The sequence below is a fragment of the Pseudomonas sp. WS 5059 genome, assembly GCF_012985525.1.
GTDB lineage: Bacteria > Pseudomonadota > Gammaproteobacteria > Pseudomonadales > Pseudomonadaceae > Aquipseudomonas.
This window is the reverse complement of record NZ_JAAQWO010000001.1, coordinates 752,211-767,564: the sequence shown is the minus strand read 5'-3', so window position 1 is coordinate 767,564 and position 15,354 is coordinate 752,211. Positions and strand designations below refer to the sequence as shown.

At 61.7% G+C, this 15,354-nt stretch carries 14 protein-coding genes; 8 read left to right on the top strand and 6 right to left on the bottom strand.

Annotated features, from left to right (window positions below):
* Nucleotides 1–93: 93 nt before the first annotated feature.
* On the top strand, nucleotides 94–1,941 hold the full coding sequence (locus tag HBO12_RS03280; protein ID WP_170041428.1) for a polyurethane esterase: 1,848 nt from the start codon (nucleotides 94–96) through the stop codon (nucleotides 1,939–1,941).
* Between the two features lie 44 nt (nucleotides 1,942–1,985).
* Here HBO12_RS03280 and HBO12_RS03275 read toward each other — a convergent pair whose 3' ends face one another.
* Nucleotides 1,986–2,210, bottom strand: coding sequence for a YgdI/YgdR family lipoprotein (locus tag HBO12_RS03275; protein ID WP_076960938.1), 225 nt, complete (start codon nucleotides 2,208–2,210; stop codon nucleotides 1,986–1,988).
* A gap of 188 nt (nucleotides 2,211–2,398) precedes the next feature.
* Here HBO12_RS03275 and HBO12_RS03270 point away from each other — a divergent pair, with 188 nt between their 5' ends.
* From HBO12_RS03270 to HBO12_RS03260, 3 genes are all read left to right on the top strand, one after another.
* Entirely contained in the window at nucleotides 2,399–4,048 is a 1,650-nt protein-coding gene (locus tag HBO12_RS03270) for a VRR-NUC domain-containing protein (RefSeq protein ID WP_170041427.1), read from the top strand.
* Complete coding sequence (locus tag HBO12_RS03265; protein ID WP_170041426.1) at nucleotides 4,045–6,297, top strand: ATP-dependent DNA helicase; 2,253 nt, start codon at nucleotides 4,045–4,047, stop codon at nucleotides 6,295–6,297. The genes HBO12_RS03270 and HBO12_RS03265 overlap by 4 nt, the downstream gene beginning before the upstream one ends.
* 79 nt (nucleotides 6,298–6,376) lie before the next feature.
* The gene (locus HBO12_RS03260; RefSeq protein ID WP_170041425.1) at nucleotides 6,377–7,312 is read left to right on the top strand and encodes an alpha/beta fold hydrolase; all 936 of its coding nucleotides are present in this window, start codon (nucleotides 6,377–6,379) and stop codon (nucleotides 7,310–7,312) included.
* Nucleotides 7,313–7,315: 3 nt separating this feature from the next.
* Here HBO12_RS03260 and HBO12_RS03255 read toward each other — a convergent pair whose 3' ends face one another.
* The 3 genes from HBO12_RS03255 to HBO12_RS03245 form a co-directional block, all read right to left on the bottom strand.
* Entirely contained in the window at nucleotides 7,316–7,747 is a 432-nt protein-coding gene (locus HBO12_RS03255) for a nuclear transport factor 2 family protein (protein WP_170041424.1), read from the bottom strand.
* Nucleotides 7,748–7,980: 233 nt separating this feature from the next.
* Nucleotides 7,981–8,931 carry an alpha-E domain-containing protein gene (locus tag HBO12_RS03250; RefSeq protein WP_169951592.1) on the bottom strand — a complete coding sequence of 317 codons (951 nt, stop codon included), beginning with the start codon at nucleotides 8,929–8,931 and terminating at the stop codon, nucleotides 7,981–7,983.
* A gap of 2 nt (nucleotides 8,932–8,933) precedes the next feature.
* Nucleotides 8,934–10,343 (bottom strand): circularly permuted type 2 ATP-grasp protein, encoded by a 1,410-nt coding sequence (locus HBO12_RS03245; protein ID WP_170041423.1) that lies wholly within the window; start codon nucleotides 10,341–10,343, stop codon nucleotides 8,934–8,936.
* Nucleotides 10,344–10,718: 375 nt separating this feature from the next.
* On the opposite strand from HBO12_RS03245, the gene HBO12_RS03240 reads away from it, so the two are divergent.
* The 3 genes from HBO12_RS03240 to HBO12_RS28300 all read left to right on the top strand — a co-directional run bounded on the left by HBO12_RS03240 (nucleotide 10,719) and on the right by HBO12_RS28300 (nucleotide 11,710).
* Nucleotides 10,719–11,264 carry a hypothetical protein gene (locus HBO12_RS03240; RefSeq protein ID WP_169951596.1) on the top strand — a complete coding sequence of 182 codons (546 nt, stop codon included), beginning with the start codon at nucleotides 10,719–10,721 and terminating at the stop codon, nucleotides 11,262–11,264.
* Nucleotides 11,265–11,349: 85 nt separating this feature from the next.
* Complete coding sequence (locus HBO12_RS03235; protein WP_170041422.1) at nucleotides 11,350–11,577, top strand: hypothetical protein; 228 nt, start codon at nucleotides 11,350–11,352, stop codon at nucleotides 11,575–11,577.
* A 4-nt stretch (nucleotides 11,578–11,581) separates the two neighbouring features.
* Nucleotides 11,582–11,710, top strand: coding sequence for a hypothetical protein (locus tag HBO12_RS28300; protein ID WP_262376885.1), 129 nt, complete (start codon nucleotides 11,582–11,584; stop codon nucleotides 11,708–11,710).
* Nucleotides 11,711–11,723: 13 nt separating this feature from the next.
* On the opposite strand, the gene HBO12_RS03230 is transcribed toward HBO12_RS28300, so the two are convergent.
* A complete protein-coding gene (locus tag HBO12_RS03230; RefSeq protein WP_170041421.1) occupies nucleotides 11,724–12,167 on the bottom strand; it encodes an Lrp/AsnC family transcriptional regulator in 444 nt (147 codons plus the stop codon).
* A gap of 131 nt (nucleotides 12,168–12,298) precedes the next feature.
* On the opposite strand from HBO12_RS03230, the gene HBO12_RS03225 reads away from it, so the two are divergent.
* On the top strand, nucleotides 12,299–13,207 hold the full coding sequence (locus HBO12_RS03225) for a DMT family transporter (protein WP_169951603.1): 909 nt from the start codon (nucleotides 12,299–12,301) through the stop codon (nucleotides 13,205–13,207).
* Between the two features lie 71 nt (nucleotides 13,208–13,278).
* On the opposite strand, the gene HBO12_RS03220 is transcribed toward HBO12_RS03225, so the two are convergent.
* Nucleotides 13,279–15,282, bottom strand: coding sequence for a peptidase U32 family protein (locus HBO12_RS03220; RefSeq protein ID WP_170041420.1), 2,004 nt, complete (start codon nucleotides 15,280–15,282; stop codon nucleotides 13,279–13,281).
* Between the last annotated feature and the right edge of the window lie 72 nt (nucleotides 15,283–15,354).

Here is a 15,354-nt window from a genome sequence, read left to right as displayed (position 1 = left end):
GCTCCAAACGGTGGGAGCAGGTTTGCTCCCACCGTTACAGCATTCCAACTGTTTTGGCTTTCTCGACAATTCCAACAAAAGAGAGGCAATACCATGGGTGTCTATGACTACAAAAACCTTACTACCGAGGACTCCAAAGCACTGTTCGCCGATGCCATGGCGATCACCTTGTATTCCTACCACAACCTGGATAACGGCTTTGCCGTGGGGTACCAGCAGCACGGCTTGGGCCTGGGTTTGCCGGCCACCCTGGTGCAGGCCTTGATTGGCAGCACCCATTCCCAAGGCGTGATTCCCGGGATCCCGTGGAACCCCGACTCGGAAAAGGCCGCCCTCGACGCCGTGCAAAAGGCCGGCTGGACGCCCATCAGCGCCAGCACCCTTGAGTATGGCGGCAAGGTCGACGCCCGGGGCACGTTCTTTGGCGAAAAAGCCGGTTATACCAGCGCCCAGGTCGAGGTCCTGGGCAAGTACGATGACGCCGGCAAACTGCTGGAAATCGGCATCGCCTTCCGTGGGACTTCGGGCCCCAGGGAAAACCTGATCCTTGATTCCATCGGCGATGTGATCAGTGACTTGCTGGCAGCGTTCGGTCCTGCGGACTATGCGAAAAACTACGCGGGCCAAGCGTTTGGCAGCTTGCTCGGCAAAGTCGCCGCGTATGCCAGCGCACAGGGGCTCAGCGGCCAGGATGTGGTGGTCAGCGGCCATAGCCTCGGTGGCCTGGCAGTCAACAGCATGGCGGATTTGAGCAACGACAACTGGGCGGGGTTCTACCAGGACGCCAACTACGTGGCCTATGCCTCGCCGACCCAGAGCAGCGGCGACAAGGTGCTGAACATCGGCTACGAAAACGACCCGGTCTATCGGGCCCTCGACGGCTCCTCGTTCACGGGGTCCTCGCTTTGGGCCCACGATAAACCCCACGAATCCAGCGCCGATAACATCGTCAGCTTCAACGACCACTACGCCTCGACACTGTGGAACATCCTGCCGTTTTCCATCCTCAACCTGCCGACATGGATCTCCCATTTACCCACCGGTTATGGCGATGGCATGAGCCGCATCCTTGAGTCCAAGTTCTATGACCTGACCAGCCGTGATTCGACAATCATCGTCGCCAACCTGTCGGACCCGGCGCGCGCCACTACCTGGGTGCAAGACCTCAACCGCAATGCCGAAGCGCACAAGGGCAGCACGTTCATCATCGGCAGCGACGGCAATGACCTGATCCAGGGCGGCCGGGGCAACGACTACCTGGAAGGCCGCGAAGGCAACGATACTTTCCGTGATGGCGGTGGCTACAACATCATGTTGGGCGGCAAGGGGTTCAACACCCTGGACCTGCAGCAGTCACTGAAAAACGTCGAGGTGGCCAACGACGGTGCAGGCACCCTGTATGTCCGCGACGGCCAAGGCGGCATCAGCATGACCCGTGACATGGGCGCGATAGTGAGCAAGGAAAGCTATCTGTTGCTGTTCAGCAAGGAGGTGACCCACAGCGTGACCGACAAGGGGTTGCTGGCGGGTAAGGACCTGACGGCCTACGCGGCATCGCTCAAGGGCGATGCCGGTGCCAATGTGCTCAAGGCCGGCGATGGCGGGCAGTGGTTGTTTGGCCTGGACGGCAATGACCATCTGATCGGCGGCAAAGGCAACGATGTGCTGGTCGGCGGGGCTGGCAATGACCTGCTGGAGGCGGGCGGCGGGCGTAATACCTTCCTGTTCGACGGCGACTTTGGCCAGGACCGGATCCTGGGCTACCAGTCGACCGACAAGTTGGTGTTCATGGGCGTGGCGGGGGTGGACGGGCAGTACAACTACCTCGACCATGCCAAGGCGGTGGGCAGTGATACGTTGCTGACGTTTGGCGATAACTCGGTGACGTTGGTGGGGGTCGGGCTTGGCAGCCTGTCGGCAGAGGCGTTCGTCATCACCTGAAACAACCCGTAGGAGCCGGCTAGCCGGCTCCTACGGTTATGCGGTCAGTCTTCCTTGCGCACGGTTGCGACATCCGCCGCCTTGACCCGTACGCGCTTGCCGGCGATATCGGTGAATTCGTAGAAACCATCGGGTGTCTTGGCATTCGGCGTGTCTGTGGTCAGGTACTGAGTACCGTTCTGCAAGGTCACGACGGTCGGCGTCGAGCAACCGGCCAATGCCAGAAACGTCAGTACGGCCAGCGGCAGGCCCCAGTTCTTCATGTTCATAACCCTTACTCTCATCCTTCGAAAACCCCGTGCTCAACGGCTGCGGGCAACAAATGTTACGCGGATCCACCCCCATCTGATCACTTTTATGCAAAAAGTTGCGTGCGCCACTGATCTATTAGCCATTGCAACGCAAGCCTTGGGACGGCACTCTGTATGCATAACCAGTGTTTGTCCAAGTGCCCGTCATGTCCAATCCCCTCGAAGACCCGTTCTACTACCTGCATAACTTCCGGCAAGTGCTCGACTGGCTGGGGCAGCGCTATGCCGATGTGCTGGACGAACAGGAGCAGCGCTTCATGGCGCAGTTCGCCCAGTTGCCGCAACCGGCCCAGGCGTTGCTGGTGCGCATGGTGATGCGCAAGGGCGTGCATTTTCGGGCGAGCAAGCTCAACTACGGCGAGATCGGCCCGGTTGACGTGGCCGTGCAGCCGTTGCTGGCTTACGGTTGGGTCAGCGAGCAGGGGCTGCTGTCGCTTGATGAGCTGTGGGGGCAGTTGCAAAAAGGCGAGGTACTGCAAGCGTTCAAGCCATGGATCGAGCAGCCCAGGGGCAAGAAGTCCGATTGGCTGCCCGGCCTGTCCAGCCAATTCACCGAGCCGCGTACGTTTGCGCAGTGGTCCCCGCAGCTGGACGAGCGCCTGTACAGCCTCACGGTGATGGATCTATGTGAGCGCCTGCGCCTGATGTTCTTCGGCAACCTGTACCAGGACTGGTCGGAGTTTGTCTTGGCGGACCTGGGGATCTACACCTACGAAAAGGTCGAGTTCTGCGCCGAATCCCGCGGGCTGCGCCATCGCGACGATGTATCTGGCCTGCTGTTCCTGCACCAATGCCAGCAGGCGTTCGAGGCGGGCGAACCGTTGGAGGCTGTGCTGGCGCAAATAGCCACCTTGGCCACCGATAACCCCTGGCTGGAAAAACGTCGGGCCAAGCTGTTGTTCCAGGTTGGCCAGCATTGCGAGCGGCTCGCCGAACTGGCCCTGGCCGAGGTGATCTACCGCGATTGTGCCTACCCCGGCGCTCGTGCACGGCTGATCCGCGTACTGGAGCGCCAGGAGGATTTCGCCCAGGCCATGGCCCTGGCACTGGAGGCCCAGGCCGCGCCACAAAGCGCGGCCGAGCAGCAGCACCTGTTGCGGGTTTTGCCGCGGTTGCGGCGCAAGCTGGGCGAGCCGGCGTTGCCCAAGCCCAAACCCCAGGTGATCCAGCGCCTGGACCTGGAACTGCCGTTCCCGCAACCGTTGGCGGCCGTGGAGTTCTGCGTGCAGGCGCATTTGGGAGATGAAGAGGGGCCGGTGCACTACGTGGAGAACACCCTGGTCAACTCGCTGTTCGGGCTGTTGTGCTGGCCGGCGATCTTCGCGCCGTTGCCCGGCTCGTTCTTTCACCCGTTCCAGCGCGGGCCGGTGGATTTGCACAGTGAGGACTTCCAGCAGCGCCGCGCCGAGCTATTTGCCGCGTGCCTGGACCAACTGCACGACGAGCGCTACAAAACCACGATCCGCCAGCGCTACGTCGAAAAGTGGGGGATCCAGTCGCCCTTTGTATTTTGGAATGTGTTGAGCGAAGAGCTGCTCGAGCAGGCGCTCGATTGCCTGCCCGCCGCGCACCTGCGGCACTGGTTCGACCGGTTGTTGTTGGATATCCGCGCCAATCGCGCCGGGATGCCGGACCTGATCCAGTTCTGGCCGGCGCAAAAAACCTATCGCATGATCGAAGTCAAAGGCCCGGGCGACCGCCTGCAGGACAACCAATTGCGCTGGCTGGAGTTCTGTAGCGAATACCAGATGCCGGTCACCGTGTGTTACGTACGCTGGGCGGAGCAGGGCGCTTGAGCTACACCGTTGCCGTACGGGCACTGTGCGAGTTCACGGCCAAGGTGGGTGACCTCGATCTGCGGTTTACCCCCTCGCCCAGTGCCCAGGAAGGCATGCTCGGCCATCGCACCGTGGCCTCCCGACGCAGTGCGCACTACCAGAGTGAAGTGGCCCTGGAAGGTCTCTACCAACAGTTGACCGTGCGCGGCCGCGCTGATGGCTATGATCCGGATCGCAATGTGCTGGAAGAGGTCAAGACCTACCGTGGCGACCTGGATGCGCAACCGGCCAACCACCGGCAACTGCACTGGGCCCAGGCCAAGGTCTATGGCTGGCTGATGTGCTGCAAGCTGGGGATACCTGAGATCGAGCTGGCGCTGGTGTATTTCGATATCGTCAGCGAGCGCGAAACCGTGATCCGCCAGGTGTGTGCGGTTGATGAGCTGGAGACGTTCTTCAATCGCCAGTGTGGGTTGTTCCTCGACTGGGCCGAGCAACAGGCACAGCGGCGCCTGGCCCGCGATACCGCGACCAAGGCCCTGGCCTTTCCCCACGCGGGCTTTCGCCTGGGCCAGCGGACCCTCGCCGAGTCGGTGTACAAGGCCGTCAGCACCGGACGCTGCCTGATGGCGCAGGCGCCCACGGGGATCGGTAAAACCATTGGCACGGTGTTCCCGGTGCTCAAGGCCATGGCGCCGCAGCAGTTGGACAAGCTGTTCTTTCTCACGGCCAAGACCCCTGGCCGCAAACTGGCGCTGGACGCGGTGCAGATACTGCACGCAAGTGCCGACCTGCCGCTGCACGTGCTGGAGCTGGTGGCGCGGGACAAGGCCTGCGAGCACCTAGACAAGGCCTGTCATGGCGATTCCTGCCCGCTGGCCAAGGGCTTTTATGATCGCCTGCCCGCCGCGCGCGAGGCGGCAGCCCAGGTGCGGCTGCTGGACCAGCGCCATTTGCGCGAAGTGGCACTGGCCCATGAGGTGTGCCCGTATTACCTGAGCCAGGAAATGGCGCGCTGGTGCGACATGGTGGTCGCCGACTACAACTATTACTTCGATTTTGGCGCAATGCTGTTTGGCCTGGCCCAGCTCAACCAATGGCGGGTCGCGGTGCTGGTGGACGAAGCCCATAACCTGGTGGAGCGGGGCCGCGCGATGTACAGCGCCGACCTCGATCAATTTGCCCTGAAGACCGTGCGCGACAGCGCACCCGAGCCGTTGCGCAAACCGTTGCAGCGGCTCAACCGTGAATGGAACGCGCTGCACAAAGAGCAGGTCACGGTGTATCAGGCCTATCCGAGCAAACCGGAGAAGCTGTTGCAGGCCTTGGCCCTGTGCACCAGCGCCATGGGCGAGTATTTCAACGATCACCCGCAGGCGCTCACGGGCGAGCTGCAAGGCTTTTACTTCGAGGCCTTGCAGTTCGCCAAGGTGGCGGAGCTGTTCAACGAGCAGTTTATTTTTGATATCAGCCAGCGCGACCCACTGGCCAAGCGTCGCTTCTCGCGCTTGAGCCTGCGTAATGTGGTGCCGGCCGAGTTTATCCGCCCACGCTTGACGGCCGCCCGCAGCAGCGTGCTGTTTTCCGCGACCCTCAGCCCCCGGCATTACTACGCCGACCTGCTGGGCCTGCCGGCGGATACCGCGTGGGTCGACGTGGAATCGCCCTTCGATGCCGCACAGTTGCAGGTGCGCATCATCGACCGCATCTCCACGCGCTTTGTGCATCGCCAGGCGTCCCTGGCGCCCATCGTCGCAGTGATCGCCGAGCAGTTTGAACGCACGCCGGGCAACTACCTGGCGTTTTTCAGCAGCTTCGATTACCAGCAGCAAGTGGCGCAATTGCTGGCCGAGCGGCATCCGTCGATCCCAACCTGGCATCAATCGCGGGGCATGACCGAGGCCGAACGCCAGGCGTTCCTTGACCAGTTCACCCAGCACAGCCAGGGCGTGGGGTTCGCCGTGCTGGGCGGGGCGTTCGGTGAGGGTATCGACTTGCCGGGCGCGCGCCTGATCGGGGCTTTTATCGCCACCCTGGGCCTGGCGCAACTCAATCCGGTCAACGAGCAAATGAAGCTGCGCATGGGCGCAATCTTCGGTGCGGGGTACGACTACACCTACCTGTATCCCGGGATCCAGAAGGTGGTACAGGCGGCCGGCCGGGTGATTCGCACCCAGCAGGACCAAGGGGTAGTGATGCTGATCGATGACCGTTTTGCCGAACCCAAGGTGCGGCCACTGCTGCCGCGCTGGTGGTCGGTGACCTGAGGTATTTGCCCCATCAATGATGCTGGCGCAGGCCGTACCGCTGGGGCAGTCTGCAGCAGTCCCCTGATGGAGCGGTGCGATGAGTGCTATCGAACAACAGACGATCCAGGTCAACGGTATTCAATTGTGCCTGCACATCGCCGGCCCCGAGAGCGGCCCGCCGGTGTGGCTGCTCCACGGCTTTCCCGAGTGCTGGCACTCCTGGCGCCAGCAGATACCGGCGCTGACTGCTGCTGGCTATCGCGTGTTCGTGCCGCAGATGCGCGGCTACGGGCACAGCAGCGCCCCCGCAGCCATTGCCGACTACGACCTGCTGACCCTGTGCGCGGATATCCAGGGTGCCATGGACCTGTTCGGGCATCACCGGGTGGTGATGGTCGGCCATGACTGGGGCGCGGTGGTGGCCTGGCACCTGGCCTTGTTGGAGCCGCAGCGCATCAGCGCCCTGGTCACGATGTCGGTGCCCTTCGCCGGTCGTTCCCGCAGGCCGGTGATCGAGATCATGCGCGAGCTGTATGCCGAGCGGTTCAACTACATCCTGTATTTCCAGGAGCCCGGCGTGGCCGAACAGGAGCTGGAGGCGGATATCGAGCGCAGCTTGCGCCTGTTTATGCAGGACCAGGATGTATTCCTGCAGCAGAAACCGGCCACGGCCACCTTGCTGGAAGGTGTTGCATTGCCTGGCGCCTTGCCGGCCTGGTGCAGCCAGCACGACCTGGATATTTATGTACAAACCTTCGCCAAGGGCTTTCGCGGGCCGTTGAACTGGTACCGCAACTTTGAGCGCAACTGGCAGCGCACCGAGTTCCTGGCGGGCCGGCAGGTGCTGCAACCGACGTTGTTCCTGATCGGCGACCGTGATCCTGTGGGGGTGTTTGAGGCCCATACGCTCAAGCGCATGCCCCAGGTGGTGCCGCAGTTGCAGCAGCAGGTACTGGCCAACTGCGGGCACTGGATCCAGGTGGAGCAGGGCGCGCAGGTCAACGCCCGGCTGCTGGAGTTCCTCGGGCGCTGAAGGTCAGCCCTTGGCCTTGGCCAGGAACGGCGCCAGGCGCCGGCCCATTTCTTCACCCAGGGCCTGTAGCCCGCTCAAGGGGCGGACCATCACTTCAAACTCGATGATTTGCCCCTGTTCGTTGAAGCGGATCAGGTCGATGCCCTTGAGCTGCTTGTCGCCCACCCGCGCGCTGAACTCCAGCACCACGTTGTGGCCGTCGGCGCTGGCCAGTTCGCGGTGGTACTGGAAGTCTTCAAACACGGTAAACACGGTGTTGAGAATCATCGACACCACGGGTGCGCCGGGGTAGGGGGTATGCGCCATGGGCGAGCGAAACACGGCATCCGGCGCCAGCAGTTCGGGCAGGGCTTTGAGGTCGGCAGTGGCCAGCATGGTGTGCCAGCGCTTTAGGGTATGGGCGGCCGGGCTGGATAATTGCAGAGCTTCGGACATGGTCTGTACCTGTTCTTATGAGTGTCTGGCAACCATAAGAGCAGCCGCGAGATGGGATCAATGATCCAAACTGACAGTTATATGCCTGGAACAAACATCCCACCTGTGGGAGCGGGCTTGCCCGCGATGGCGGTGTATCAGTCGATAAATCTATTGTCTGACCTGCCGCCATCGCCGGCAAGCCAGCTCCCACAGGAGAACGCGCACGGCTGTCAGGCTGGGGGGATTGGGGGTTACACCACCTCCAGGTAGGAGCTGTGGATCGCCCGCGCCAGTTCGCGCACGGTGTCGATAAACTCGGTCAGCCGGCTGTGCAGGCCTTCTTCGAGAATCTCATCGATACCGGTGTAGCGCAGCCGCGCTTCAAACTCCGCCGCCAGGCGCTGGGCCGTGCGGCCGTAGCTGCCCGGCAGGTCGGCGAGGATATGGCTCAACTCCTCGATACACGCATGCAATGAGCGCGGCACATCGCTGCGCAGCAGCAGCAACTCCGACACCGAACGCGCATTCAGCGCATTGGGGTACAGCTCGGTGTAGGCCTCGAACGACGACAAGGCACGCAGCAGGGCGCTCCACTGGTAGTAGCCGCGGGCGGACAGGTCGCTGACTTCTTCGGACTCCTCGCCGAACATCTCGTAACGCGCATCCAGCAGGCGCAAGGTGTTGTCGGCGCGCTCGACAAAGGTGCCCAGGCGGATAAAACGATAGGCATCGTTGCGCATTATGGTGCCGGACGTGGCCCCCCGGAACAGGTGCGAACGCTGCTTGACCCAGTCACAGAAGTGGCTGATGCCATGGCGGGCCAGTCCGCCGGCGGCGATGCTGCGCATTTCCAGCCAGGTGGCGTTGAGGTTTTCCCACATGTCGGCGGTGATCCGCCCACGTACCGCATGGGCATTGCCCCGGGCGGCGCGCAGGCAGTTGTAGATACTGGCCGGGTTTTCTTCGTCGAGGGCGAAAAAGTGCAGCATGCGCTCGGCGTCCAGTTGTTGATGGCGCTCCAGGTAGTTGTCCAGGGTGCCACTGCTGAGCAGCGACATCGCCAGTTCATCCAGGCCATCACTGCGCCCGGCCTGGGGCATCAGCGACAGCGAATAACTGACCTCCAGCATGCGCGCCAGGTTCTCTGCGCGTTCCAGGTAGCGCGACATCCAATACAGATCTGCGGCGGTTCTACTCAGCATACTCAGCCCTCCACCACCCAGGTGTCCTTGGTTCCGCCGCCTTGCGACGAGTTGACGATCAACGAGCCTTCACGCAATGCCACCCGGGTCAGGCCGCCTGGCACCAGGCGGGTCTCCTTGCCCGACAGCACGAACGGGCGCAGGTCGATATGCCGTGGCGCGATGCCGTTTTCGACAAAGGTCGGGCAGGTGGACAGGCTCAGGGTCGGTTGGGCGATATAGGCATGGGGCCGGGCCTTGATGCGTTGGCGGAAGTCCTCGATCTCGGCCGCCGAGGCGGCTGGGCCCACCAGCATGCCGTAGCCGCCGGAACCCTGGGTTTCCTTGACCACCAGATCGGGCAAGTGCGCCAGTACGTGGGACAGTTCATCGGGTTTGCGGCACTGGAAGGTGGGTACGTTTTGCAACACCGGTTCCTCATCCAGATAAAAGCGAATCATCTCTGGCACATAGGGGTAGATGGATTTGTCGTCGGCCACCCCGGTGCCGATGGCATTGGCCAGCACCACATTGCCGGCGCAGTAGGCGGCCACCAGGCCGGGCACGCCGAGCATGGATTCGGGGTTGAAAGCCTGGGGATCGAGGAAGGCGTCGTCGATGCGCCGGTAGATCACATCCACGGGTTTCGGGCCGTCGGTGGTGCGCATGAACACCTTGAGGTCGTGCACGAACAGGTCGGCACCTTCGACCAACTCGACGCCCATCTCCCGGGCGAGGAACGCGTGTTCGAAAAACGCGCTGTTAAAGCGCCCGGGGGTCAGCACCACCACATTGGGGCTGTCCAGGCGGCTGGCGCTTTTCAGGGTCTTGAGCAGCAGGTTGGGATAGTGGTCCACCGGCGCGATGCGCTGCTTGGCAAATACTTCCGGGAACAGGCGCATCATCATCTTGCGGTCTTCGAGCATGTAGCTCACGCCGCTGGGGGTGCGCAGGTTGTCTTCGAGGACGTAATACGTACCGTCGCCATCGCGCACCAGGTCGACACCGGAGATGTGCGAATAGATATCACGGTGCAGGTCGAGGCCGATCATGGCCTTTTGATAGCCTTCATTGCCCAGCACCTGCTCGGCGGGAATGATCCCGGCCTTGATAATGCGCTGGTCGTGATAGATATCGGCGAGGAACATGTTCAGCGCATTGACCCGCTGGATACAGCCGCGTTCGATCACCCTCCACTCACTGGCGGGAATGCTGCGCGGGATGATGTCGAAGGGAATCAGGCGCTCGGTGTCTTGCTCGTCACCGTACAGGGTGAAAGTGATCCCGGCGCGGTGGAACAATAGGTCGGCCTCGCGGCGGCGCTGGGCCAGCAGTTCCGGCGGCGTGTTGGCCAGCCAGCGGGAAAAATCCTGGTAGTGCGCACGGCACACGCCATTTGCGTCATTCATTTCATCGAAGAAAGATCGAGCCATTCCAATTACCTTGTCAGTGCCGGGTAAAACGCTGCAGGCACTGCCGCTTTAGAAAACGCATTGTTATGAGCCCGTGGCTTTTGGCGCCAACGGACCTTGTCCTTACTTTCTTGTGGAGTCGGCTCTGAGTCGGGGGGTAACAGTTGCTCCTGTGTTCACCCTGGCAAGTAGGGAGTAGCAGGAGTAAAGCAATGGCTGTGCCGCAAGCGTGTTTATTGGGATTACACGGTGTATCAGCCCGTTACTGGAGCGGCCTGGGCAAGCGTGGTGCGTGATAGGCGCAGCATTTGCTTCATAACGGTGCAGGCGATTGACCTGAACTTCGCGCACCGCCGGTTCTTCTAAGTGGATTACGCACTCTGAGGAATATCGATTGTGCCCAGGATCATCTCCCCGCACAGCCCGGAATCGGCGCTGGCCGACCACACCGAACACAACGCGAAGATCTTCGGCTCGCCCAAGGACCGGTTGGATTTCTATCGTCGGGAAATCCAGTACGAAACCACCATCCTCGCCAACCGTACCGATGCCTACCTGACGGCGCAGTCGTTTTTGGTGATTGCCTTTGTGTCCTGCATGGGCAACCTCAACCCGGAGTGGGGCAAGCTGTTTACCCTGGTGGTGCCGCTGATGTTGTCGATGCTTGGCGTGTTCAGCTCGCTCAATGCCTGGCCGGGCATCCGGGCGGCCTACGACATCATTGACCACTGGCACTTCAAGCAGAGCGAACTGTTGCGCAGCGAGCCGGTGATGGGCCTGGCCTACGATGAGTCGCCGCTGTTCTGCGAGACCGAGTCGTCGCACAAGGGCTATCGCAAGTCATTGCTGTTTTCCGTGCGCACGCCGTGGTTGTTCACCGTGTTCTGGATGCTGCTGGCAGCGTTTGCGTTCTATATCCAGGTAGACAACCCGGGGGGGTGACCATTGATCAGCATGGGGCCTGCGCACTGAACTTCATCCCGCCGCGCGGCACCTTAACCTTACACCAACGAATAAAGAGGTTCCCATGAGCACTAATGACAGCCAAGACCTGCAAACCAGCGGCAGGAACGATCCAGCCATCGCTGACGATGCCCGCAAAGTGCCCACTCCAAGCAACGGGGCCACGGCTCCCAAGGACCCGCAACCCGTCACCGACAAGGTGGCCAGGGACAACGAGTACAGCCCGGACTTCAAGCCCGAACGCGAACCCAAGCCCAAGACCGACGCTGACATTGATACCCAGGGCGGCTAGGGCCATGCATACCCCAACCGAAGAGGAGCCGATCAATGACCCGGGCAATGAAGACCCCGGATCGTTGATGGATGATGCGCAGGTGCCGCTGATTGATGGGGACGACGCCCCAGAAGAGGTCAGCTCCGATTGAGCTGTACCGCCTTCTACGCGCCATCCAAGGGCGGCAACCGACGCTTGACCGGGGTTTTCTTGACGATGGTGGTGTTGGTCTCGGCATAGCCGTTGAGCCGGTCAAGCAAGGTATCCAACTGGTCCATGGTGCGCACGTGCAGCCGTGCGATAAAACAGTCGTCGCCGGTGACTTTGTCGCACTCGGTAAACTGCGGTATTGCCTGGATCTGCCGCTCCACTTCCTGTAATTGGCCGGGCAGGGGGCGGATGCGCACGATGGCTTGCAGCAAATAACCGAAGTGTTTGGGGTCGATATCCACCGTATAGCCCTTCAGAACACCGCGTTCCTCCAGGCGTCGCAATCGCTCGCCAACGCTGGGCGAGGACAGGCCGGTAATCCCCGCCAGGGTCTTGAGCGTGCAGCGCGAGTCGTCCATCAGGGCGGCAATCAGTTGTTGGTCAATAATATCAATCATCCTGGGCTCCTTAACCAAACCTGCTATTTCACCTAATAAGAATAGGCGCTGACTACCTTTGGCCTTCTTCAGGCGCTGGAGCCTGATCGACGCAGATTGCCATAATTTAGCCTCATTCGAGGAGCTAAATCATGGACACATCCATACGTCGCGGCTCATGGGAAATGGTCGGTGCCATGCTGATCTCCGGCACGATCGGCTGGTTCGTGCTGGTGTCTGGCGTGCCGGTCATTGAGGTGGTGTTCTGGCGTTGCGTCATTGGCGCCTTGACCCTGTTGCTGGTGTGCTGGCGCCTGGGGTATTTGCGCAGTACATGGCTGAGTTATTCAACACTCGGCTGGGCCATGTTGAGCGGCGTGGCCATCGTGGGTAACTGGCTGTTGCTGTTTGCGTCTTATGCCAAGGCGTCGATTGCCATCAGCACGGCGGTCTATAACGTTCAGCCATTTATGCTGGTGATCCTCGCGGCGCTGTTGCTTGGCGAGAAAATCACCGTACAGAAGCTGGCGTGGCTGAGCGTGTCATTCATGGGCATGTTGGCTATCGTCACCGCCCATGGCGAGCAGCAGGGCAGCGGTGATCAATACCTGTGGGGCGTGGCCCAGGCGCTGGGCGCGGCCCTTTTGTATGCCATCGCTGCACTGATCATCAAGCGGCTGAAGGCTGTGCCGCCCCATCTGCTGGCGCTGATTCAAGTGAGTACCGGTGCGGTGCTGTTGGTGCCGCTGGTTTCGTGGCACAGCCTTTGGGCGCCGGTTGATGCCTGGGCGGCGCTGTTGACACTGGGGGTGGTGCACACCGGCCTGATGTATGTGCTGCTGTATGGTGCGATTCAAAAGCTGCCGACGGCATTGACCGGGGCGCTGTCGTTCATCTACCCGATTGCGGCGATCCTGGTTGACTGGATGGCCTACGGGCATCGTCTGGGCTGGGCACAGTGGCTGGGCGTTGCGGCAATATTGCTAGCGGCGGCAGGGTTGCAGCGAGGCTGGTGGTGGCGTGCTGAACACGATCTGCCGCCATCCAGGCGCCCCTTGTAGGAGCCGGCTTGCCGGCGATGGCGATCTGGAGGGCGCTATCGCCGGCAAGCCGGCTCCTACAAGGGCGTGGGTCAGTGCGGTGCGCGGGGAATGGTCTTGATCAGGTCCGCCGGGCTGATATGCCCCACGACCTGCTGCTGCACACCGCTGCCCGGCAACGGCAGGTCGAGGATATGGCCCTTGATCTTGCCCACCACGTGCATTTCACAAGGCTTGCAGTCGAATTTCAGGGTCAGTACTTCCTCGCCATGAATCAGCTGCATCGGCGCGACCTTGGTCCGTACGCCGGTCACGCCCTTGGCCTGCTTGGGGCACAGGTTGAAGGAGAAACGCAGGCAGTGCTTGGTGATCATCACCGGCACTTCACCGGTTTCTTCGTGGGCCTCGTAGGCCGCGTCGATCAACTTCACGCCGTGGCGGTGATAGAAATCGCGGGCCTTCTGGTTGTAGACGTTGGCCAGGAACGACAGGTGCGATTCCGGGTACACCGGCGGCGGCGTGGTTTCGGCCTTGCGACCACCACGGGGGTGGGCCTCGACACGGGCCACGGTCAGCGCTTCGATCACATCGCGGCGCAAGGCCTTGAGTTGCGAGTTGGGAATGAAGTACGCCTGCGGCGCATCCAGCTCGATCGCCGTGGCGTGATACTGGGTGGTGCCCAACTGGCCAAGCAGGTCGCGCAGGGTGTCCAGTGCCTGTTCCGGCTTGTTGGCCACGCCGAACGGGCCGGGCAGGGTGGTGCTGGCGCTCACGCCTTCTTCACTGGTGGCGGTCAGTTGCAGCTGGTCTTCGCGCAGGCACGCCTGCCAGGACACGCCAATCCGGCGTTCGGCCGAGGTCTTGAGCAACGCTTGCTGCCAGTTATGGTCGAGGTTGCGGTTGAGCGGGTGATTCGGTCGTAGTTGATGCAGGCCCGCCGGCATTTCGTTGGGCTCGACACGGTAGCGGTAGCGCTTTTCGCCATCTTCTTCGAACTCGCCTTTAGGCTCGGCGATATTGGCGCGAAAACCCACGACTTCGCGCTTGATCAGCACGTTCAGGCCGTCACCGTTGGACAGCGGCTCGTGGGTGATTACCTGCAAGTCGCGTTTGCCGGCTTTTTCCACCACACCTACCGGCAAGCCGGTAAAGGTCGGGGTGTCGAAGGCGCCGATATCAATCTTGCGGTCACTGACAAAGTAGTCGGTGCTGCCGCGGTGGAAGGTCTTTTCCGGGTCTGGCAGGAAGAAATGCGCAGTGCGGCCGCTGGAGGCGCGGGCCAGGTCCGGGCGGTCTTCGAGGATTTCGTCCAGGCGCTGGCGGTAATAGGCGGTGATGTTCTTCACATAGCCCATGTCTTTGTAGCGGCCCTCGATCTTGAACGAGCGCACGCCGGCATCCACCAGGGCGCGCAGGTTGGAGCTCTGGTTGTTGTCTTTCATCGACAACAGGTGTTTTTCAAAGGCGACGACGCGGCCCTGGTCATCCTTGAGGGTGTAGGGCAGGCGGCAGGCCTGGGAGCAGTCGCCACGGTTGGCGCTGCGGCCGTTTTGCGCGTGGGAAATATTGCACTGCCCGGAGAACGCCACGCACAACGCGCCGTGGATGAAGAACTCGATGGCGGCATCGGTTTCATCGGCAATCGCACGGATTTCCTGAAGGTTCAGCTCGCGGGCCAGCACCAGTTGGGAGAACCCGGCCTGGTCGAGGAACTTGGCCCGGTTCAGGGTGCGGATGTCGGTCTGGGTGCTGGCATGCAGCTCGATGGGCGGGATATCCAGTTCCATCACGCCCAGGTCCTGGACGATCAACGCATCAACCCCGGCATCGTACAACTGGTGGATCAGCTTGCGCGCTGGCTCCAGTTCGTTGTCATGCAGGATGGTGTTGATGGTGGTGAACACGCGGGCGTGGTAACGACGGGCGAACTCCACCAGTTGGGCGATCTCGCTCACGTCGTTGCAGGCGTTGTGGCGCGCACCGAAGCTCGGGCCGCCGATATACACAGCGTCGGCGCCGTGCAGGATAGCCTCGCGCGCGATGGCGACATCGCGGGCAGGGCTGAGCAATTCCAGATGATGCTTGGGCAAGGACATAGTTTTTTTAGTCAGGCTTGTCACGGTTGAGGTACGCATTGTAGCCGTGAATCGCCTGACCGGCACCCGCTG

Bases quoted from the DNA above. Each gene is read 5' to 3' on its own strand.
- HBO12_RS03225 (WP_169951603.1), top strand. From the start codon at position 12,299: ATGGACACATCCATACGTCGCGGCTCATGGGAAATGGTCGGTGCCATG.
- HBO12_RS03245 (WP_170041423.1), bottom strand. From the start codon at position 10,343: ATGGCTCGATCTTTCTTCGATGAAATGAATGACGCAAATGGCGTGTGC.
- HBO12_RS03275 (WP_076960938.1), bottom strand. From the start codon at position 2,210: ATGAACATGAAGAACTGGGGCCTGCCGCTGGCCGTACTGACGTTTCTG.
- HBO12_RS03255 (WP_170041424.1), bottom strand. From the start codon at position 7,747: ATGTCCGAAGCTCTGCAATTATCCAGCCCGGCCGCCCATACCCTAAAG.
- HBO12_RS03280 (WP_170041428.1), top strand. From the start codon at position 94: ATGGGTGTCTATGACTACAAAAACCTTACTACCGAGGACTCCAAAGCA.
- HBO12_RS03260 (WP_170041425.1), top strand. From the start codon at position 6,377: ATGAGTGCTATCGAACAACAGACGATCCAGGTCAACGGTATTCAATTG.
- HBO12_RS03230 (WP_170041421.1), bottom strand. From the start codon at position 12,167: ATGATTGATATTATTGACCAACAACTGATTGCCGCCCTGATGGACGAC.
- HBO12_RS28300 (WP_262376885.1), top strand. From the start codon at position 11,582: ATGCATACCCCAACCGAAGAGGAGCCGATCAATGACCCGGGCAATGAA.
- HBO12_RS03220 (WP_170041420.1), bottom strand. From the start codon at position 15,282: ATGTCCTTGCCCAAGCATCATCTGGAATTGCTCAGCCCTGCCCGCGAT.
- HBO12_RS03270 (WP_170041427.1), top strand. From the start codon at position 2,399: ATGTCCAATCCCCTCGAAGACCCGTTCTACTACCTGCATAACTTCCGG.
- HBO12_RS03250 (WP_169951592.1), bottom strand. From the start codon at position 8,931: ATGCTGAGTAGAACCGCCGCAGATCTGTATTGGATGTCGCGCTACCTG.
- HBO12_RS03235 (WP_170041422.1), top strand. From the start codon at position 11,350: ATGAGCACTAATGACAGCCAAGACCTGCAAACCAGCGGCAGGAACGAT.